The organism is Rubinisphaera margarita (assembly GCF_022267515.1).
GTDB classification, from domain to species: domain Bacteria; phylum Planctomycetota; class Planctomycetia; order Planctomycetales; family Planctomycetaceae; genus Rubinisphaera; species Rubinisphaera margarita.
This window is the reverse complement of sequence record NZ_JAKFGB010000012.1, coordinates 210,213-230,738: the sequence shown is the minus strand read 5'-3', so window position 1 is coordinate 230,738 and position 20,526 is coordinate 210,213. Positions and strand designations below refer to the sequence as shown.

At 57.7% G+C, this 20,526-nt stretch carries 16 protein-coding genes; 4 read left to right on the top strand and 12 right to left on the bottom strand.

Going from position 1 to position 20,526, the window contains the following annotated elements:
• Positions 1 to 38 precede the first annotated feature (38 nt).
• From sucD to L1A08_RS09480, 4 genes are all read right to left on the bottom strand, one after another.
• Complete coding sequence (gene sucD, locus L1A08_RS09495) at positions 39 to 941, bottom strand: succinate--CoA ligase subunit alpha (RefSeq protein WP_238756101.1); 903 nt, start codon at positions 939 to 941, stop codon at positions 39 to 41.
• Between the two features lie 47 nt (positions 942 to 988).
• Positions 989 to 2,599: a sulfatase family protein gene (locus tag L1A08_RS09490; protein WP_238756100.1), complete on the bottom strand. Its 1,611-nt coding sequence runs from the start codon at positions 2,597 to 2,599 to the stop codon at positions 989 to 991.
• Between the two features lie 49 nt (positions 2,600 to 2,648).
• Positions 2,649 to 3,833, bottom strand: coding sequence for an ADP-forming succinate--CoA ligase subunit beta (gene sucC, locus L1A08_RS09485; protein WP_238756099.1), 1,185 nt, complete (start codon positions 3,831 to 3,833; stop codon positions 2,649 to 2,651).
• Between the two features lie 237 nt (positions 3,834 to 4,070).
• The gene (locus L1A08_RS09480; RefSeq protein WP_238756098.1) at positions 4,071 to 6,944 is read right to left on the bottom strand and encodes an inverse autotransporter beta domain-containing protein; all 2,874 of its coding nucleotides are present in this window, start codon (positions 6,942 to 6,944) and stop codon (positions 4,071 to 4,073) included.
• Between the two features lie 666 nt (positions 6,945 to 7,610).
• On the opposite strand from L1A08_RS09480, the gene L1A08_RS09475 reads away from it, so the two are divergent.
• Positions 7,611 to 9,488 (top strand): 2-oxoacid:acceptor oxidoreductase subunit alpha, encoded by a 1,878-nt coding sequence (locus L1A08_RS09475; RefSeq protein WP_238756097.1) that lies wholly within the window; start codon positions 7,611 to 7,613, stop codon positions 9,486 to 9,488.
• A gap of 64 nt (positions 9,489 to 9,552) precedes the next feature.
• Complete coding sequence (locus L1A08_RS09470; RefSeq protein ID WP_238756096.1) at positions 9,553 to 10,578, top strand: 2-oxoacid:ferredoxin oxidoreductase subunit beta; 1,026 nt, start codon at positions 9,553 to 9,555, stop codon at positions 10,576 to 10,578.
• Positions 10,579 to 10,659: 81 nt separating this feature from the next.
• Here L1A08_RS09470 and L1A08_RS09465 read toward each other — a convergent pair whose 3' ends face one another.
• The 4 genes from L1A08_RS09465 to L1A08_RS09450 form a co-directional block, all read right to left on the bottom strand.
• On the bottom strand, positions 10,660 to 11,157 hold the full coding sequence (locus L1A08_RS09465; RefSeq protein WP_261362813.1) for a HEAT repeat domain-containing protein: 498 nt from the start codon (positions 11,155 to 11,157) through the stop codon (positions 10,660 to 10,662).
• A gap of 157 nt (positions 11,158 to 11,314) precedes the next feature.
• Entirely contained in the window at positions 11,315 to 11,605 is a 291-nt protein-coding gene (locus L1A08_RS09460) for a YbeD family protein (RefSeq protein WP_238756095.1), read from the bottom strand.
• Between the two features lie 445 nt (positions 11,606 to 12,050).
• Entirely contained in the window at positions 12,051 to 12,542 is a 492-nt protein-coding gene (locus L1A08_RS09455; RefSeq protein ID WP_238756094.1) for a hypothetical protein, read from the bottom strand.
• Positions 12,543 to 12,650: 108 nt separating this feature from the next.
• The gene (locus tag L1A08_RS09450; protein WP_238756093.1) at positions 12,651 to 13,367 is read right to left on the bottom strand and encodes a YiiX/YebB-like N1pC/P60 family cysteine hydrolase; all 717 of its coding nucleotides are present in this window, start codon (positions 13,365 to 13,367) and stop codon (positions 12,651 to 12,653) included.
• A gap of 208 nt (positions 13,368 to 13,575) precedes the next feature.
• Here L1A08_RS09450 and L1A08_RS09445 point away from each other — a divergent pair, with 208 nt between their 5' ends.
• The gene (locus tag L1A08_RS09445) at positions 13,576 to 13,980 is read left to right on the top strand and encodes a bifunctional nuclease family protein (RefSeq protein ID WP_238756092.1); all 405 of its coding nucleotides are present in this window, start codon (positions 13,576 to 13,578) and stop codon (positions 13,978 to 13,980) included.
• On the opposite strand, the gene L1A08_RS09440 is transcribed toward L1A08_RS09445, so the two are convergent.
• Positions 13,981 to 14,601: a UbiX family flavin prenyltransferase gene (locus L1A08_RS09440; protein ID WP_238756091.1), complete on the bottom strand. Its 621-nt coding sequence runs from the start codon at positions 14,599 to 14,601 to the stop codon at positions 13,981 to 13,983.
• Positions 14,602 to 14,615: 14 nt separating this feature from the next.
• Positions 14,616 to 15,413 (bottom strand): bifunctional demethylmenaquinone methyltransferase/2-methoxy-6-polyprenyl-1,4-benzoquinol methylase UbiE, encoded by a 798-nt coding sequence (ubiE, locus tag L1A08_RS09435; RefSeq protein ID WP_238756090.1) that lies wholly within the window; start codon positions 15,411 to 15,413, stop codon positions 14,616 to 14,618.
• Positions 15,414 to 15,485: 72 nt separating this feature from the next.
• Here ubiE and L1A08_RS09430 point away from each other — a divergent pair, with 72 nt between their 5' ends.
• Positions 15,486 to 16,463 (top strand): bile acid:sodium symporter family protein, encoded by a 978-nt coding sequence (locus L1A08_RS09430; protein WP_238756089.1) that lies wholly within the window; start codon positions 15,486 to 15,488, stop codon positions 16,461 to 16,463.
• Here the strand turns inward: L1A08_RS09430 and cmk are convergent.
• Both cmk and L1A08_RS09420 read right to left on the bottom strand, forming a co-directional pair.
• Positions 16,453 to 17,124: a (d)CMP kinase gene (gene cmk / locus L1A08_RS09425; RefSeq protein ID WP_238756088.1), complete on the bottom strand. Its 672-nt coding sequence runs from the start codon at positions 17,122 to 17,124 to the stop codon at positions 16,453 to 16,455. The genes L1A08_RS09430 and cmk overlap by 11 nt on opposite strands.
• Positions 17,125 to 17,132: 8 nt before the next feature.
• Entirely contained in the window at positions 17,133 to 20,015 is a 2,883-nt protein-coding gene (locus L1A08_RS09420) for a glycoside hydrolase family 38 N-terminal domain-containing protein (RefSeq protein ID WP_238756087.1), read from the bottom strand.
• Positions 20,016 to 20,526 lie beyond the last annotated feature (511 nt).

Genomic DNA, 20,526 nt, shown 5'->3' with positions numbered 1-20,526 from the left:
TAGGTTCGGAACTGCGGGTCAAACATGCGAGGCGGCACTTAAGATTTCCGTTTGTCAATCGCTCGCTTCACGGCCAATCCCATGTCGGCCGGGCTTTCAGCAACAACGACGCCAGCGGCTTCCAGGGCTGCCATTTTTTCAGCAGCGGTCCCCTGCCCTCCGGAGATAATCGCGCCAGCGTGCCCCATCCGTTTACCCGGAGGAGCCGTCTTTCCGGCGATGAACGCCCCGACTGGCTTGGTGATGTGCTCACTGATGTACTCAGCAGCTTCGATCTCCGCCGTTCCCCCGATCTCACCGATCAGCAGAATCGCTTCGGTGTCCGGATCATCTTCGAACATGTCGAGCAGATCGATGAACGACGTTCCGATGATCGGGTCGCCACCAATTCCCACTGCCGTTGACTGGCCGAGACCGAGGTTTCCCAACTGCCAGGTCGCTTCGTAGGTCAGCGTTCCCGACTTGCTGATCAGGCCGACTGAACCCGGCTTATGAATATAGCCAGGCATGATGCCGATCTTGGCGACGCCGGGAGTGATAATCCCCGGGCAGTTCGGACCGATCAGCGTGCAGGGGTAATCCTGCAGCTTGTAGCTGACACGGGACATATCGAGAACCGGCACGCCTTCGGTGATGGCGACGATCAGTTCGATGCCGGCGTCGGCCGCTTCGAGAATCGCATCGGCACAGAACGGGGGTGGCACGAAGATAAGCGAAGTGTTTGCCCCGGTCTCGCCGACCGCCTCACGCACGGTGTTGAAGACCGGGAAGCCGTCGACTTCTTCGCCCCCTTTACCCGGCGTTACTCCGCCGACGAGGATGTTCTCGTTCGGCCGGAATTCCGCAGCATACGCCCGGCACTGCTGCGAGTGGAACAGACCCGCCTTCCCGGTGATCCCCTGCGTAATGATGCGTGTGTCTTCGTCGACAAGAATACTCATTCTGTAATCCCGTGAAGTACTAGATTCTATCAGTCGGTCTGGGTTGGTCAGTTTCTGGAAACAGGTCCAGTGAACGGCGGATTCTCGAAGGTCTCTCCGCTATCCACAACCCGTGGGTCGCTGGTTCGCCGGAGTTCCTTCATCAGCCGATCGTGAAGTTGCTTGCGGACGTCCTCGTACTGTGGCTGATCGGCCACGTTGCGGATTTGATGAGGATCATCGGCGAGCACATAAAGCTCTTCGCGCGGGCGTTTGGCGAAGGCAAAATCGTAAAGGAGCTTCACCCCCTCCTTATTCCGATTGTTCACAAGCCAGGCTTTCGTCGGGCTGGCGTCCATGTCGGGGAAGGCGATGAATGTATTGTTCGTCAGCGCATCGGTCGAAGGCGTCTTGTTCGGCCCCACTTCGCGGGGATCGCCCATCGGCCAACGATCTGGTTTGAAGTTGATAATGTAGAGAAACTCATCGGTGCGGATTGCCCGCTGCGGATAGGTCTTCTGCCCTTCCCGAGCTTCCGCGACGTGCCGCTCGCGACCGGTAATCGCCGAATCCCGCTCTTCATCGACGCGGCCCGACTTGTTGCTCATCATCACCGGCAACAGGCTGCGGCCTGTCATGACGTCAGGAACTTCGGTTCCGCCCGCCTCAAGGAATGTCGGGGCCAGGTCCATCAGCGTGGTAAAGTCGGTGACGACGCGTCCAGCTGGAATCTTCCCGGGCCAACTGGCGACCAGCGGCACATTGGTGCCGAAGTCGTACAGGTTGCACTTGCCATACGGAAAACCAGGAGCCCCATGATCGCCGCTGATCACGATGAGCGTGTTTTCGGTTTGTCCCCGTTTCTGCAGCGATTCCAGAATGACGCCGACAGCCGCATCGAAAGCGGCGACTTCGCCGAAGTAGTCGGCCAGATCTTCACGCACGACGGGAACATCGGGCAGGAAGGGCGGCACCTTCCCTTTCAGTGTATCGGGATCGATCCGCCAGAGCTTCTTGCCGGAGCCGGCGATCCATTTGCGATGAACATTGGTCGGCCCGAACCAGTAACAGAACGACTGCCCTTCGTCTCCCTTCTCGAGAAACGATTCGAAGTTCTTGCGAACTTCATCGAGCAGAACCTGTTTAGCTTCTTCGATCGACTTTCCGGAGTCGACCATTCTCGTCGCCTGCTGACTGAACCCGTTGAATTTTCCGCCAGCCGGCGTCGAGGCATTCTGCCTTCCGCCATAGCCGGCGTTCACGGGTTGCCCCGGGCTCCACACTTTGTAGGTGAATCCGATGTGATAGCCGTTGTCCTGAAGCAGAAGCGGGTAGGTCGGGATCTCGGAATCCCAGATTGCTCCCTGCAGAATGGCCCCCTGCCCTGTTCGGTAGAAGTATTGCCCGGACAGCAGCGAACTGCGGCACGGCGTACAACTCGGGGCATTCACGTAGGCGTTGGTGAACGTCACGCCTTCACCGGCCACTCGATCGATGTTCGGAGTCTTAACCACATCGTTGAGCGTTCCGGGGCCATCGATCTCGGCATACTTGCCGGCGTAGCGGCCCCAGTCGTCGGCAAACAGAAACAGGATGTTCGGCCGCTCGGCGGCGTCAACGCGAGTTGACGTCACGACGAACGCGATCAGCAGCAACGCGAGGCGGATTCCGGTCTGCATGCGATTGACTCCGAACTGGTGAATCTGGAATTGCGGACTCGAAACGATCTCAGGAAATCGATCCGACCACCTTCTTGGCGGCATCGGTCAGGTCAGCCGCAGTGATGATGTCCTTGCCGGATTCTTCCAGCATTTTGCGGGCTTTCTCGACGTTCGTTCCTTCGAGTCGCACGACCAGCGGCACCTCGAACCCGACTTTGTCGTAAGCAGTCATCAGGGCTTCGACGATCACATCACATTTCATGATGCCCCCGAAGATATTGACCAGCACAGCCTTCACATTCTTGTCATCGAGAATGATGCGGAAGGCTTCAGTCACAGCTTCGACACTGGCTCCGCCGCCGACGTCGAGGAAGTTGGCCGGCTCGCCGCCGTGCAGTTTGATCAGGTCCATCGTGCTCATGGCCAGACCCGCTCCGTTAACGAGGCAACCGATATTGCCTTCGAGCTTCACATAGCTGAGTCCCGCCTTCTGTGCTTTCACTTCCGCCGGCTCTTCTTCAGAGAGATCGCGGAGCATCTCGAAGTCTTTGTGACGGAACAGAGCGTTCTCGTCGAAAGTCACCTTGGCATCGAGAGCGACCAACTGGCCATCACCAGTGACGATCAGTGGGTTGATCTCGCACATGCTGCAGTCGTTGTCGACAAAGAACTTGCAGATCTTCGTCAGGAATTTTTCCGCAGCTCGAACGGTCGGGCCTTCCATTCCCAGAGCAAACGCCAGATTGCGAGCCTGGAACGGCAGCAGTCCCATGTCGGCATCGAAGTGCTCACGAAGAATCTTCTCCGGCGACTTCTCAGCGACGACTTCGATCTCCATCCCCCCTTCGGAGGACATGATCAGGACCGGGCAGTGTGTTTCGCGATCAACGACAATGCCCAGGTAGAGTTCGCGGGCGATATCGAGCCCTTCTTCGACAAACAGCGTGTTGACCTGCTTGCCCTCTTCACCGGTCTGGATGGTCACCAGCGTTTTGCCGAGCATGCGTTCGGCGTTCTCGCGAGCTTCCTCAGCGGAACGAACCAGGACGACACCACGTTGATCGGCGTTGTCTTTGAATGTTCCCTTTCCTCGGCCCCCAGCGTGAATCTGTGATTTCACCACAGCGAGCGATCCGCCAAGTTCGGTGTACGCGGTGGCTGCTTCTTCAGGCGAAGTGACAACGATTCCGCGAGGGACCGGGACACCAGCTTCGCGAAACAGTTTTTTTCCCTGATACTCATGAATTTTCATCGCTGGGCTTTTCCTGCTCGATTCCAGAGAACGGAGTGCATCAAGTTGTGCTCGGAAGGATAATAGTTGGTCCCGTTCCGGGTTTCCAGAGACTGCGATGCGAATCGACCATCTCGCACAAGAGGGCTTCAATAAGCAGATTTAATGCAGCATCTGGACGCCAAAAGAAGAACCCCTCGCCGATTTTTCGGCAAGGGGTTCATTTCATTCCCGTGGTCCCAGCGGAAGCAACTCCGCTTACTGAGCCACCTGGCCGTTGATCAGGATGCGGCCGGTCGTCGTTCCATTCGGCAGTGAGTAGGTCGTTGTGGCTCCGTCGATCTGGTTGGTCAGTGTCGAGCTGAAGGTCACGAACGGTTCGTCGGTTCCGGTCACGTTGCTCAGAATAATCCCGCGGTCGACAAAGGTGTTGAATCGGTTGAGGGTAATCTGGTTCGAGTTCAGAGTGACTGTTGAACCGTCGTGCAGCGACGGGAACAGAATTCCGGTTGCTCCACCCGCGTAGTCGTCGATCGTGTTCTGGGCAATCAGGATGTAGGACGCCCGGCTGCCCGAGACTCGCATTCCGACGCCATCGAGTCCCCGGAATTCAACCAGGTTGTTGCCGATCAGCAAGTCGACCGGCGAACCGGCCAGCAGTTCGATGCCCGTACTCCCGCGGCCGGTGAAGCCCATGATATTGTCCGTGAAGGCAAACGTGCCTTTGTCAGCCGCATCGCCGGTGGTAAAGGCGAAGGCTTTCTGATTGCTGGCATCGCCCGTGATGAGGTTCTGAATGACTTCCGCCGAAACCGGTCCGGTCCAGTCCAGCTTGGCGGCTACGCCGTAAGCCTCGGCCAGATCGATATCGTTCCCGCTGAAGGTGTAGTCGAGCGACGCATCGGTCACTCCCGCTGTCGTCCGAGCCTGGAAGAAGGTTCGAGGCGAGTCGACGATTTCGTTTCGCACCAGACGCGTCACGTAGCCGCCCGACTTGGTGACGGCATAGTCGATGCCCACGGCGTTCGTGATCGAGTTGTTCTCGAACATGTTGTTCGTCATGCCGAACAGTTTGACATCCGTGGCTTCAATGAAGGAGATGTTCGTTCCGGTGATGTAGGAGGAGTTCAGGTCGAGAACGTCGGAATTTCTGACGATCGCGACATGGTCGTTGTTCACGAACTTCGCATCCCGCATTCCGACCGAGCCAGCGTTGAGAGCGTAGATCGCCGTGTCAGTATTCATGATCGTTCCGCCGGAATGGTCGTCCACATTTCCGTAGGAAAGAATCGTCCCGGTCGTGTCGACCATGCGAATTCCATACTGGCCCCCGTCGGCCGAAATCGATTCGATCTGAATATTGACGTTGGAGTCCTGTGCATCGACAGCAGCCGCGTTCTCCGAGGAGACGATCCCGTCCCGCATGCGGAACAAGCTCGTGTCGCGGACCAGCAACGCAGAGGCATCAGTTGTCTCGATCTCACCATCGTAAATATCGATCAGACCTTCATTGTCATCCAGATCGACCCCGGTCGATCCGGACATCCCGTTGATCAGGAGGTTTTCGATCGCCACAAAACCATAGATGTCTTCTTCGACATCATCGTCGGTGGTCGCGGTCCCCTGATCGTCCACGGTGGTGATCAGTTCCAGACCCTGAATCTTCAGAGCCGAGTTTGTGTTGTTGTTCAATTCCAGATCGCCGGCCACCACGGTCTCGCCGCGGCCACCGTTGATCAGCATTCCATGTCGTCCGGAGTTACTGACGGAGATATCGGCGAACTGCAGATAGCCATCGTGATCACGGATCTCGATGCCGTTATCTTCAGCTCCGTTGACAGAAACGTTCGTGATGAGTCCGTTTGTCGACTCGGCAATGTCGATGCCGTTGCCGTTCACGCCGTCGATTCGTACGTTGTGAATCTGGAAGTCGGCCAGGCCGTTGGCCACGATTCCGTTATTAACGGCTCCTGCGGTAACGGCTCCGGGCATTGAGGGAGCGGTTCCGTTGTCGCCAACGATTCGCACCCCAGCGACGGCCGAGCTGTCCGCCAGGATGATGGCCGGAAGTCCGAGAGGATCGCCGCCAGTTCCCGTGAAGATGACGTCGGACAATTCACCTTCCGGCCTCGTGCCAGCCATCTCGACCGATCCGAAGTTGTTACTGTCAAAGACGAAGTCCGTTCCTTCCCCGATCAGCATCTGCCCTTCAGCCAGTGTGACCGAGTCGGTGAAGACCGACCCCGACTTCAGGAAGATGATGTCGGCTCCGTCGTCCTGGGCGGCTGCAATGCTCTGGAATGGATTGTCCGCGCTTCCATCAGCTGCGTCTGTCCCCGTGTTACTGACGTGACGAACCTCATATGCGGCTCCGGTCTGCGGATTGACCAGAGCAATGCCGTTGCCGAGTTCGGTCCGCTGACTGACAATCACGTTGTAGTTGGTATCGATGAACTTCCGCAGCTGACGCTCGAGCCTGCGTTCGGGAACGTCGTTGGTCCCAAAGCGGAACGACATGCCGACCGTCACATTTGTGCCGAAGGTATCGTCGTTGCTGACCGCGACCTGCCCTTTCAAAAAGGGGACAAACTCCCCTTCAACAGCCAACTTGACCCCGTTGATGTCATCGACGTTGGAGCCGGTGAAATGATAGTAGGTGGCGATCGTTTCGATATTATGCGCTTCCGCGAACTCACCGGGCATGAAGACGCCGAGATTCACATCGGCTCCCTGCATCGCCTGACCGATCGTGTTAATACGGTCGATCACAACCTGCGTCCCCTGCATCCGGACATTGCCGGTCGTTGATTCGAGAATCTTCTGATCGTTGCCAATCGGGAAGTAGAAGTTTGAGGTCACGCTGCCGAACCGGGTCATTCCCTCAAGGCCCAGAGTCATCTGCTGATAGGCTTCCTCGAGCGACTGATCGATCCCATAAGTCGCGTTCACGCCGAGCAACAGAACCTCGTTAGGCTCCAGAAACCGGAAGCCTGCCCCGACGTTTCCGCCGACGTTTCCTTCGTTGGTCAGGAAACCTCGGAGATCGCTGAAGAAGATGCGTTCGTCCTCTTCGAGAATGTAGGGCATCACTTCGACATACGTCAGACCCGTGTCCCGGCCAAAGGCCGGCATGGCGATATGTCCGATCTGAGAATCGAACTGTATCTGAGCCTGTGCCGATTGTGCCCCCTGAAGCAGGAGTGTCACGATCGTAAGCGCAGCAAGAACACGTCCAGCGCGGAGTATCTTTGTCATGGTGGGGAGAGTCGAAGAAAGAAAGGAGGGAGACGCAGCCCTGTGGGGTCGAGAAAACTCGACGGACCGCCGTCTCCGAAATTGGGAGGGAGCGAACAAATACCCGCTCCCACCAGATCGGGTCAATCACAACCCTCCCGTGGCAGCAATTACAACAGCTCAGGAACGACTGGTGCGTCGCGTGCCAAACGGCGTTATCGGCAGGGCCGGAGCATGTCTTACAGCCCGCATTCCGATCGAATCTTGCCTGAAAGGCCTAATCCGCACTTTCCAATTGGATTGGCAATTGCAAGAATGACGATAATCAGGGAAAACTCAGACGGAAATCCGTCGTGAGTCGGATTCCGGACACAATTCCTCAAGGGAACGCCAGACCGCGCTCCTGGGAGCAGCGGGTGAGCCGAAAGCGCGGCTTGTGTGTCATTCCTGAAGAGAATCAAGCCAGATGGCTTTTTCAGCCGCCAGCAGGTCCCCCCTTTCCGATTCGCTCAATCGGACAGCAGCCCCCAAAATCAGGCGTATTCAACGGAGTAATAACAGGTTATGTCGGCAGTTGACGCAGAAACGAATGGAAATTTCCGTACGACCGAACAGGTAGATGCTGTCGTCATCCGCTTCTGCGGTGACAGCGGCGACGGAATGCAGCTGGTCGGCACACAGTTCACGAACGTCTCGGCCGTATTCGGCAACGACGTGAGCACCCTGCCCGACTTCCCGGCTGAAATCCGCGCTCCCGCCGGAACGCTTGGCGGCGTCTCCGGGTATCAGCTCTGCTTCTCCAGCACGGACATTTACACGCCGGGCGACGAAGTCGATACCCTCGTGGCGATGAATCCGGCTGCCTTGAAGACCAACCTCGCTGATCTGAAGCGTGGCGGGACTCTGATCGTCAATGCGGATGCCTTCGGTAAGTCTGATCTCAGCAAAGCGGGCTACGAATCCAATCCGCTCGATGACGACGATGCCCTGGCTGGCTACCGGGTCCATAAGATCGACATGACGCGCCTCACCCGAGATGCCGTGGCTGATCTCGGCTTGTCGCTCAAGGAAGCGGATCGGTGTAAGAACTTCTTCGCTCTGGGTCTGGTTTACTGGCTGTACGATCGCGATCCTTCGACGACTCAGGAATGGGTCAAATCGAAGTTCGCCAAACGTCCCGAGCTCGCTCAGGCCAACCTGGCGGCTCTGAAAGCCGGTTCCGATATCGGTTACTCGACACAGGCCTTCACCGTTCACTACAAGGTTCCGCCAGCCAAGCTGCCTCCCGGAAAGTATCGCAAGATCACCGGAAACGAAGCTGTCGCCTTCGGACTGGTTACCGCCGCTCACGTTTCCGGGAAAGAACTGTTCTACGCCGGTTATCCGATTACCCCGGCCAGTGACATTCTCCATGAACTCTCGAAACTGAAGAACTTCGGCGTTCGCACCGCTCAGGTCGAGGACGAGATCGCGGCCATCACGGCTGCTGTCGGAGCCTCGTTCGGCGGAGCGTTCGCGGTCACCGCCAGCAGTGGGCCGGGGATCGCCCTGAAGTCGGAAGGAATTGGACTGGGTGTCATCACCGAGTTGCCGATGGTCATCGTTAACGTTCAGCGTGGGGGACCGAGTACCGGTCTGCCGACGAAGACCGAACAGGCTGACCTGCTGATGTCGATGTTCGGCCGTAACGGCGAATGTCCGATGCCGATCGTTTCCTGCTCCACACCGGGAGACGCCTTCGACGCAGCTCGCGAAGCCATGCGACTGGCGGTCGAATTCATGACACCGGTCTTCCTGCTCAGCGATGGTTACATTGCCAACGGAGCGGAACCCTGGAAGATCCCGAACCTTTCGGATCTGAAGCCAATCGATTTCAAGCACACTCGCGAACCCAACGGCAAAGACGGAGAATATCTGCCGTATCTGCGGAACGACCGACTTGTTCGCCCTTGGGCGGTGCCCGGAACTCCTGGACTGGAACACCGCGTCGGTGGTCTGGAAAAATGGGATGTCACCGGAAACGTCAGCTACGATGCCGACAACCACCAGCACATGATCGACACGCGTGCCAAAAAGGTTGCGGGAATCGCCGATCATATTCCGGAACAGCCAGTGGAAGGTCCGGACTCGGGCGAACTGCTGGTTGTCAGCTGGGGTGGCACTTATGGGTCGATCCGCACCGCCGTGCAACGGGCCCAGCGGGCTGGTCACAGCGTGTCGTTGGCGCATATCCGTTACCTGAGTCCATTCCCCCGGAATCTGGGCGACCTGCTGAAGCGGTTCGACAAGGTCCTCGTTCCGGAACTGAACAACGGTCAGCTGCGATTCCTGTTGCGTGCCAAGTACCTGGTCGACGCTCAGGGACTGAACAAGATGAAGGGGAAACCGTTCCTCGTCAGTGAAGTTTACGATGCCATCCTGCAACATCTTGGCAAAGCCTGATCGTTCCCTTTAACGTACAATTGAATAAGACAATTAGAGTTCTGTTCTGATAGGACTTCTCCCTATGTCAACCAGTATTGACCTGCCTGTTCTGACACCCAAAGACTTCGCCAGTGACCAGGAAGTCCGGTGGTGTCCTCGCTGTGGCGATTACTCGATTCTCGCCCAGGTGAAAAAGGTGCTGCCGACCCTCGGCATCCCCAAGGAAAATTTCGTGTTCGTGTCCGGGATTGGCTGCTCAAGCCGCTTCCCGTATTACATGAACACCTACGGGATGCACAGTATTCATGGCCGTGCTCCAGCGATCGCGACTGGCCTGAAAGTGGTCCGCCCGGACCTGCAGGTCTGGGTCATCACCGGCGACGGCGATGCCCTTTCGATCGGCGGCAATCACTTCATGCACATGATTCGCCGCAACGTGAATCTGAAAGTGATTCTGTTCAACAACCAGATCTACGGCCTGACCAAAGGCCAGTACTCGCCGACGAGCCCTCAGGGCAAACGGACCAAGAGTACGCCGTACGGTTCGGTCGATGCCCCTCTGACACCGGTTTCGGTTGCGTTGGGGGCTCGGGCCTCTTTTGTCGCCCGATCCGTCGACGTCGACATTCAGCACTTGTGCATGGTGCTCGAAAGAGCCGCCCATCATAAGGGAACGGCTGTCGTCGAGGTTTACCAGGACTGCAACGTGTTCAACAGCGGAGCCTTCGACTTCGCCTCCAAGAAGGGCGAGAAAGAAGAGAACTGCATCTACCTGGAACATGGCAAGCCGCTGATCTTCGGCAAGGCTCGCGACAAGGGCGTGCGGCTCAATTCGCAGAATCAGCCGGAAATCGTTGAACTTGGCAAAGGGATCAGCGAAGACGACCTGCTCTTCCACGATGAAAAGGCGGACGATCCGACGCTTGCTTTCCTGCTCTCGCAGATGCGATACCCCGACAGCCCGGAACCAATGGGCGTCTTTCGTGCCATCGATCGTCCGACCTACGACGATGAGCTCAACGATCAGGTTCGCGACGTCACAGAGAAGCTCGGCCCGGCCAGCCTCGAAGCAATGCTCAATTCCGGGGATACCTGGACGGTCGCCTGAAAACTGGCGGCTCTGAGAGAATAAGTACAACAGGCGAGCTTTCGGGCTCGCCTGTTGTCGTTTCCTTCACTCGCCTGACAACTACAGTCGGCTCTGCATTCGTGTGGCCGTGCTGCTCACGATTTCATCGTCGTCCTGAGCCAACTCTTCAAGGAGACGCCGCAGTTCCGCTCGATCGCCTTCCCCGGCCACGACAACGGCGGTCTTACAGGCCTGAGAACGGACCTGTGTCGGATGCGCACCGTCACAGAACGAGACAGCACTCGGAAAGAATTCGGCTGCCTGCTCTTTGCTGCGTCCCAGCAGTTTCAGACCGAGAATCAACTGAGTTGGCGAGGTGGTATGGTGCAGATGCTCGACCAGAATCGGGAGCAGACCGCTCGTCACCGGGCCGCAGTTTTCGATGGCTTCAACGGCCCATTCGCGGACCGTTTCGTCGGGATCGTCTGTCGCTGTCAGCACGACGACCGCCCCGAGCCGCGTTGTTTCGGCGTCCATGGCCAGCATTCGTGCGGCCTGCTGACGAACCGTGACGTCAGGCGATCGCAATCGGCTGAGTAAGATATCTCCGTCGCTCATAGTCCGGCCCTGTAGATGCGTGAAAGGAACGCCGCTCCAGTTTAGAGCATTTCACACTTCTCCTGCAGTCGAATTTGAATGTGCTCAAAGAACATCGGAGACACGTTGGAAAACCAATCTCGGAGATGGAGAAACTCCCTGGATCAGCCTCGTTCTCTCAGAGCAGCAGAATGACGCCTTCGGTTTGCTGAATTGCCGCATAAACCGCCAGGACTTGCTCGGGAGACTCCGTGAGTGGCTCAAATGTCAACGCGACATGGCGGCCTCCAGACGACTCGCGACTCCCGTAGGGAGGATCGAACTCCAGATCCATTCCGTTGCGAACCGCAGCAACGACGTCATCGACGAATCGCTCATTGCATTCGCCGATCACTTTGAAGGTGTAGTGACAGGGGAATTCGTGGGTCGCTTCGAGGAGGTCTCTCGGAGGAAGATGTGATTCTAGCAAAGGGGAACCTTCCTGGTTGAAGATGAGGGACATCGTAACCATTGTACTCGGTATGGCCCTTGTCTGACAGAAAAAAGTCGCTCGTCCCCACATGGGAACGAGCGACCAATCGTCAATCAGGAAGTGCGGTCAAACCGCACCCATTCAACAACTACTTCTTGCAGCAGTTGCAGGGCGCGCATTCGCAGGCCCCCGGAGCGCAATCCACGCATTCGCAATTTTCGCACTCACAGGCTTCACCGCAGCAGCAAAGCCCCGGCCCGCCATTACCAGCCGCGTTAGAAACTTGATAGTTCCAACCGAGACCACCGGCAAGCAGACCGACACTTAAGATTCCCAGAAATTTCGACATGATCATCTCCTGAATTCGCGCAAGGTCGCGCAAAGAAAAAGCAAAAGAATGCAGCTGCAACCTGCAGCCACAAAAGCGGAAGATGACCGGCTCTTAAATGATGAAGCGGCAATCAAGCAGAAACAGCGGACGAACGGTATGCGGCTTCGTCCGGTTCACCGCCCTGTCCTGAACGGAATCAGTAACTATTCCAGGCAGCAGTGATCCGGTCGACTGGAAGCCAGCCGGAAGCTCTGTGAACTGTTCAGGAACCGGAGTGACTATCGCTGGAGCCGCGACGAACGCGGGCACGGCTGGGATGTGAGAACAGACACAGGGGGTATCCGAAGTCGAACAGAACGAGGCCTGGTCAACCGGAGTCGACTCCTGCTCACAGCAGTTCGGCTTGCAGCAGTCGGCCTGGCTGTTCGAGTCCGTTGCCTTCAACGGGACAGTCTTCATGCCGACACTGCGATCTGCCGTGCTGCAGCACGACGAACCGGGCGAGATAGACTCGGCCAGCAGGCAGGTCGTGCAGACTGTCCGCGGAGCAACGACATGCGTCACCAGGGACAGGCTCATCAGAATGGCAAGCAAGGTATTCAAAGCAGGCGACCGCAGGTTCTCGAAAAAGAAACGGAGCTCCCTCACAGGGGTAGAGAATCATACGCCTCGACTCCGGCGTCGATCAATCCCTCTTTTTTATCACGAACATCACTCGCAGCAGAAGATCGTGCGATTCCATGATTTACAGCAATCGGACGTACACGTTTTCGTGTCGATCCAAAGCTGTTTGAACCAGCTTTCCGCTGGCGGAGCCGGAATGACATCGGGCACCACGGTCGTGACGACCGCCTCGCGGTACAGATCAGATTCGAGCAGTCCCTGACGCAAACTGGCCGGAGAAACCCGCGATGGCCGCTCCGCCGTGATCACGCTGGCCTGAATAAGAGCGGTCGTGACATATTCCGAGCAATGGACGCCCTCAGCCTGATTGCCCGTAAGGTGATGCCGAATCCCATAAGGGCGGCCGATCTGTTCCTCCAGCGCCAGGCGCAAGGTATCCAGTTCTTCTTCCGTGTATGGTTCAGACGGACACAGCAGCGTGATTCCGTTGGGGGCACATTCTTCGAGATAGGCACACAGCTCCGTTTTCCGCACGCCTTCGCCATTGGCCGAGTCGTACGTCTGCCAGTTGCCGCTTTCGTCCTTCAGAACGATGCCCACATGCGTGTACGGACTGCGAGTGAACATTTTCACGGCCAGGCAGTCCCCTTCGTGCATCAGCAGGCAACCTTCGGTAAGCTGGTCCTGCATCAGATCGACGACTTGTGGAGCGGTCTTTTCTGTGCGAGCTTCTTCGGCGATTGCCGCCGCTGATCCGGTCAATGTGAAGACCGCAGTCATCACGGTGCATAGAATCTGTTTCATGAATTTCCTCCCTGCCGTCGAAACGTTAGCAAACGGTCCGGGTTCAGATACAATCAGGCTGAATTCTGATTTTTTCTGAATCAGCTTATGATTCAGGAATTCCGATCGGGCCGTGAGATACATTGTACTTCACTCTGATCAGCCGACAATTCCCCCGAAGAATCAGCCCCGCATCAGAGACGACCCGCGTTAGGAATGGAGAGAGACGATGGCCGCCTTGGTCGAAATGGAACTTTCGAGAATCATTATCAGCGAGATCAACGACCAGCAGGTCATTTACCTGCACGAGGTGGATGGTGAGCGCGAGTTCCCCATTCTGGTCGGGATGTTCGAAGCAGCCAGCATCGACCGGCGGGTTCGCGGCGATGTTCCTCCCCGCCCCCTCACTCACGATCTCATCAAAAGTGTCATTGAACACTTCGGGGGCGAACCGCACGATATCATCATCAACAGCCTGCACGAGCACACGTACTATGCGATGATCCGCATTATGCACGAAGGCGATCTGATGGAGATCGACAGCCGCCCGAGTGACGCGATTGCTCTGGCGATGCACTACGATCCTCCGCTGCCGATTTTCGTCGAAGGGGATGTGCTCGAAGCCGTCAGTTGATTATGCCTCGCTGCCCCAGCGTTTCATCAGCTTCGTGTCGACGCCGAGGTGATCGCAGATGCGGACGACGATAAAGTTCACAAGATCGTCAATCGATTTCGGATCGTGGTAGAACCCCGGCATCGCGGGCAGCATGACCGCCCCCGCATCAGCGAGCCGTTTCATGTTCTCGAGCTGAATACTGCTCAGCGGCGTCTCGCGTGGAACCAGGACCAGTTTACGATGTTCCTTCAAATGGACATCCGCCGCCCGGTGCGTCAGGTTGGCCGAGAGCCCATTGGCCAGACTTCCCAACGTCCCCATCGAACAGGGGCAGATCGCCATTCCGTCGGTCTTGAACGACCCGCTCGCGATCCCGGCACTGAATTCGAACTGCCGATGATACTTCAACTGATCGACGCGAGCCGAATCGAATTCGTCTTCGAGAAAGCTCTCGGGGCTGAATTCGTTGAGATTGATCGTGGTCTTCAGTTCCTGGGCAAAGACCTGAACCGCAGCCGCACTCATCGTCAGGTGAACTTCGCAGTCGGCCTGCAGCAGAACCCGAACCAGTCGACGCGCATAGGCAGCTCCGCTGCCTCCGGTCACTGCGACCACGATCCGCTTCCGTTCTTCCGACATGCCGCACCTGCCTCTCAGGACTTGACGTCCCCTTTCGGTTTGTAGCCGATGTAGAGCGTCGCGACGCCGAATGTGAGCGGTGTATAACTGATCCGTTCCAGTCCGGCTTCACGCAGAACGTCCGCGAGCTTCTCGCCGTACGGAAACTGGCCGACCGTTTCGGGCAGATAGTTGTAGGCCGACTGGGAATTGCGGGCGAAGAACTGTCCGATTCGCGGGAGCACGTTGCGGAAATACCAGCCGTAAGCGCCGCGAAGGACTCGGTTGCCCGGCATCGAGAATTCGAGAATAACAATGCGACCACCCGGCTGACAGACCCGCTTCATCTCGCGGAGCCCTTTGAGCGTATCGGCGACATTCCTCAGTCCAAATGCCACGGAGACGATCTGAAAGCGATTGTCTTCAAACGGCAACTCCTGGGTATCGGCCTGATAGAACTCGATCGAGGCATCCCGTTCGGTTCGGGAGAGTGATTCCACTTTGTCCCGGGCGATATCGAGCATCTCTTCGGTGAAGTCGCTGCCGACCACCGGGATCTGTCTCTTACCGGCCTTCCAGTAAGCGATCGCAAGATCCCCCGTGCCGGTGCAGACGTCGAGAATCGGGGCATCCCCCTGTGGGGGGGCTTTGCGAATGGTGTACCGACGCCAGTAATAGTCGGTCCCGCCCGACAGCACATGGTTCATCGCGTCGTAGCGGGGCGCGATCTCGCCGAACATCTGGCGGACCCGCTGATTGGACTTGTCGATCGTGCCGGTCGAAGCTGTGGAAGGCGACGCGGCGGAGTCGGAAGTGGGAGCTGTTTTTTCCAAGACGACGGAACTCGTTACAGTATGAGGGTTCACGGTTTTCATCCGATTATATCAACCTGACGAAGTCTCACCATGCACCGATTTCGCGGAATCCTCGAACGGTATCTGATCCTCTGGCTCTGTTGCTCGTCAGGAGCCTTCCTGATCTGGGGCCAGTCGGATCCGAACGCCGCTACGACGCTGAATCTCCTGAAGGAATACACGATGCAGCCGGCCATCATGCTGGCCATGTTCTGCGTCGGCATTCTGATTCCTGTCGAGGAGCTCAAGCATGTCCTCAGCGACTGGTACAACGTTCTCTTCGGCACGCTGACTCAATACGCGACAATGCCTCTGCTAGCCTATACCGTTGCTGAGCTCATGGGGTTTCAGGACACCACACGGGCGGGCATCATTCTCGTCGGCTGCGTCCCCGGAGCGATGGCCTCCAATATTCTGACGCTGACCGCTCGCGGCAATGTCAGTTATTCGATCTGCGTGACGACCCTGTCGACGATTCTTTCTCCGATTGCCGTCCCGCTGTTGCTCAGCCTGTTGCTGAAAATTGAACGAGGGCCCGAACCACTGGCGGTCTTCACCGACCTGCTGCGAACCGTCGCCCTTCCCGTGCTGGCGGGCTTTGGACTGAAAGTGCGACTGAAACTGACCAGCGAGCGGCTTACGGAAGTTGCCGCCATTCTCGCCAACCTGATGATTCTGTGGGTCATCGCGGTCGCCATTGGTTTGAACGCCGATCGGCTCCGAGCGGTCACGGGGCCTCTGCTGACCGGACTGCTCGCGCTGAATCTCGCCGGCTACGCCGCAGGGTGGCTCTCAGGTCGGCTGCAGCGACTCGACATTGCCCGGCAGAAAGCGTTGATCCTGGAAGTCGGCATGCAGAACGCCGGTGTGGGCACGATGCTCGCCCTCACGTTCTTTGAAGACACGACGACGGCGATTCCGCCAGCGGTCTACACATTCGGCTGTATGCTGACCGGCACCCTGCTGGCCAGCATCTGGCACTGGCTGGCGACATCACGGAAGGATGCGGACGAGAACGTCAGTTCTTGAGCGACTCCTGAACCATTCGCGCCAGGACGTCGACGACCTGTTCGACGTCGAGATCAGAACTGTCGACGATCTCAGCGTCTTCCGCCGGCTTGAGAGGAGCGACGCTGCGGGTGGAGTCGCGCAAATCGCGTTCCTGTTGCTCGCGGAGAATATCTTCGTAACTCGCGCCGGATGTCGCGCCGACCTCTTCGAACCTCCGACGAGCCCGAACTTCCGAACTGGCGGTCAGAAAGAATTTGCGGCTCGCGTCCGGAAAAACAACCGTTCCCTGGTCTCTCCCTTCGGTCACGATCGGCTGACGACGGGCAATGTCTCGCTGATGTTCGACGAGAATCTCCCGGACGCGCGGATAGGCCGCGACAAGCGAAGCCGAACGTCCGACTGAGTGTGCTGTCAGTTGTTCCGATAGATCCTGGCCATCGACCTGGAGCCGATGTTCGCGGATGCAGAATCGAAGTTCCCGGGCAGCGGCGACCACAGATTCTTCGTCCTCGAAGCTGATGCCCTTTTCCAGACACCGCATCGCCACAGCTCGATACATCGCCCCGGTGTTCAGAAACTGAAAACCGAGCCGTTCCGCCAGACGGAGCGCGACGGTCGATTTTCCTGTACCGGCCGGGCCGTCGATAGTGATGACTGGAGAAGAAACTGCTGCGGTCATGACGGCTTTCAGAACTGCACCCGGATGCTGAGATAATCACACGGCAGACACTCAAAGCGCACAGTGTCGTCCTCAATGGTCAACTCGGATTGAGTCTTGCCGAGGAAGTCGACTTCCCAGGCTTTCTTCGGTTTCCGGAACAGCGAGAAGCGGGCGTTGGCGTGGCGTCCTTCGGTCTCGAGGAAATCGAACCGGAAGAACCTCCCCTGCTCCGAATCCTCGACGTCCTCTTCGACAGCATGCACCAGTCGAACGTTCGGCAGATTGACGTGATACAACCAGGCCGACTGGCCCGCCGCAACCGACTCGGCTGGAACCAGAACCGGTGGAACCGTCACTTCTTCGGCAAAGGCGGCCGACTGCGGGACATCGAGCCCGACATCGAACTGGAAGTCGCGCGTCGATTCTCCGTGGACAATCAACAGGCTTTCAAGCATCCGCATACCGGAACGCTGGTGGAACGGTCGGTGATGCGGCACGAATGTCAGGCGATGGTCTTCGTCTTCGACCTCAATCGGGCCCGTGCTTTCGAGCCGACGCTCTCCGGCGTGAAACTCACTCTGCTGCAGACTGCCTTTGACGGACGCGCCCGCCGCACCCCAGGCGAAGCGGAGCGCGTAATAAGAGCGGTCAGGAAGCATCGCCGGCAACTGCTGAGGATCGATTGAGACCGAGATCTCCAGGTTTCGCCGACCCCGATAAACGCGATATCGCTTGGTGAAGTTTGCCAGCACCCGTTCACGACTCGGATCGACCAGTCGCCCCCGCACTTCGATTTCTCCGACGACAGGACCGGTCCGAGTGGTGGTGATCGAATCGGCAATCATCTGAGAGAAGCGTGGCTCTCCCGCGGAAGCCGAGCGAGCTACACCGCCGCCATCACCGTCCAGGCGATAAACGAGCCGCTCGCTCAATAGATTCTCTGTTGAGCCATGGGCACGGAACCGCTGCACGCCGCCCGTCTCCGGGTCGATCTGGACATGGAAGAACTCCGACTGCAGGAAGAACTCTCCAGCCATCGGCACCTTCGACTTGCTTGTCGTGGCCTGACGCGCCGGTTGTGAGGCAATCGTCACGAAGCCACAGGCAGGCAGTTCGACAGCGGCATAGGCGGCGTCGCTTTCGATCTGGAGGAACTTCACCGGTCCTCCGACGACCGGCACCGGGGAAGTCGTGTCTGTCACCGGGAACGTCAGCACTCGCGTGTGGGCATGGGCGAGCGGATTGAAGACCACAAACCCAGACGGTCCCGATTGCCGCGAAGCAATCTGGCGACTAAGTGTGCCGGCCGCTTTGCTGGCGGCGACGTTCACGTCTTCTGAAAGCGTCTTGAGCTCAGGCTTTCTCAGTTTCGGGGCCAGCGACTGCAGTCGATCCTCCAGCTCGGTCAGCGGGTTATCTTCTTCCGACTTCTTAAACAGCTGTTGTGTCGCCGTCAGCCACGACAGGACGGAAAGCTGATTCTGGATCTGCCAGAACGTACTGAACCGCGTGATCGCGTCGGGTTCATTCCGGCCAGTCATGTGATCCAGAGAGGGCGACAGATAAAATCGCTGTTCGTAGCCGGAGGTATGACCGGAGTCGTCGGTTTCTTCCAGAAACTGCGACATGCCGATGAACTTTCCAAGGATCGGCGCATACGCCTGAACGCCAAGAATGTCCCCAAACCACGGATTTTTAACCTTCGGCCAGCGAGCCAGAATCGCGCAGGCGAGATGATCATGGTTCATGGCTTCAGCCAGGCGTTCCGGAATCTTCAGAACGCTGCTTGCCTTCTCGATGGAAAGCGGGATCCGGGAAACCGCGTGGACCGTGCTGCCACTCCGACCTTCCCACAAGAAATGGCTCTGCTCTTCGTCGGGATAAATTCCGTCGTCGAGGACGAGATGAAACGCGTGCTTGATGCCAAACTTTCTCAGCAGAAGAGGCATCTGGGTCGACAACCCGTAGGTCGTTCGTCCCCAGACCTGCGGATGTGTTTCGAGCGACGCTTCCAGATCGTGCATCCCCCGTTCAAGCTGTCGGCGAAGTGTCTGAATCGGCAGCAGCGGAGTCGGGGTGTCGTTCCGTTCTCCCCCGATCACCGCCAGTTTCCCCTCGTGCACACTCTGACGCAGACTCGACAGAACTTCGGGCTGCTTCTCAGTGGCTCGTTCGAGAGCTTCGCTGGAACAGAGCAGATTCACCGTATGATCGACCGAGGCCAGCGATTCGGCGTCTTCCGGCGAAAGCGTATCGGTCAGCAGGCAGAGATCGATCAGATGGGCATCGACCGGGTAGAACTTTTCGCGGCTTTCGAGAAGCTGCTCGCACGCCTGCTGCAGGAAGTGCCGGGCGCGCTCGGCATCGCCGCGGACTGCTTCTTCGGCCGCGTCGATCAGCAGTTCGTCGAAGCGTGTTTCCTGAATATTGTCGTAATGGTACATCGCCTGGGACAACAGCGACGTTAACAGGTAGACGACGCCGAGAGCCATGAAATCTTCAGCGAGCAGGATCGTGTCGAGCGACTCCGGGAGCTGCCCACCTTCTGCGGCGTGGGGTCGATTCTCCAATTGCTCCCGCAGTCGGGGATTCTTGAGCAGTTCTCGCAGACAGGCCGTTCGGTCTGGCGTCGTGTTCACGACCAGCGTGCCGGCTTCCTCGGCTTTACTGAGCCAGTCGGCTGCGACCTTTCCACGACTCGCCTCAGGAAGCAATACGACCTGGTCAGCGATCGGGGATTCCAGGGCCCCGGCTGCTTTCCACGCCGGCACGCGTCGACCGGCGGCGAGAACGGCCGGATGAAACCCCAATGCATAGGCATTCAGAACTGAGGCTGCGTTATTTTCGGAAGTCTCCCGGGCGACATCTTCCAGATGCCACGAAGGCAGCACGATCGTCGGTTGCCACATAACAGTCTCAAGCGGAGTGAAGGTCTGCAGAGTCAAAGTCAAACTCCATGATTTGACCCGTTCGCAATGATCTGTCAACCCACTCCGATCTTTTGCCTTCCCCCGCCTCCCCCTTCTCTTTTATGCGCAGCAGGTGCCTACATCCTTGGCAGTTCTGAGGCTGAAGTACTCACTTCAACGAAGCCTCCGAACAATTTTCAAAATCGCTCCCGGACGAGAAACTCCTGTTATTAAGGGCCGAGACGCCGTAGCCACATCGCTGAATGTCTCGATTCTTTAGTCCGGCACACCCTTTGCTCTTCGTCCTATTCAGTTGAGATGCACAACTCTCACACAGCCTCCCCGAGCATTCGGGACCGCTGTGGAGGCCACATAGAAGACTCTGGAAAGTGGTCGGAGGTATGGCCGAGGTGTCCTGCGTAGGGTAATCTCGGGCGAGCGCCCATACCTTCGACCCTTTTTTTATGCGCTGCCGTGGGATTCGATCCCTGCTCCAACTATCATCTCAGGT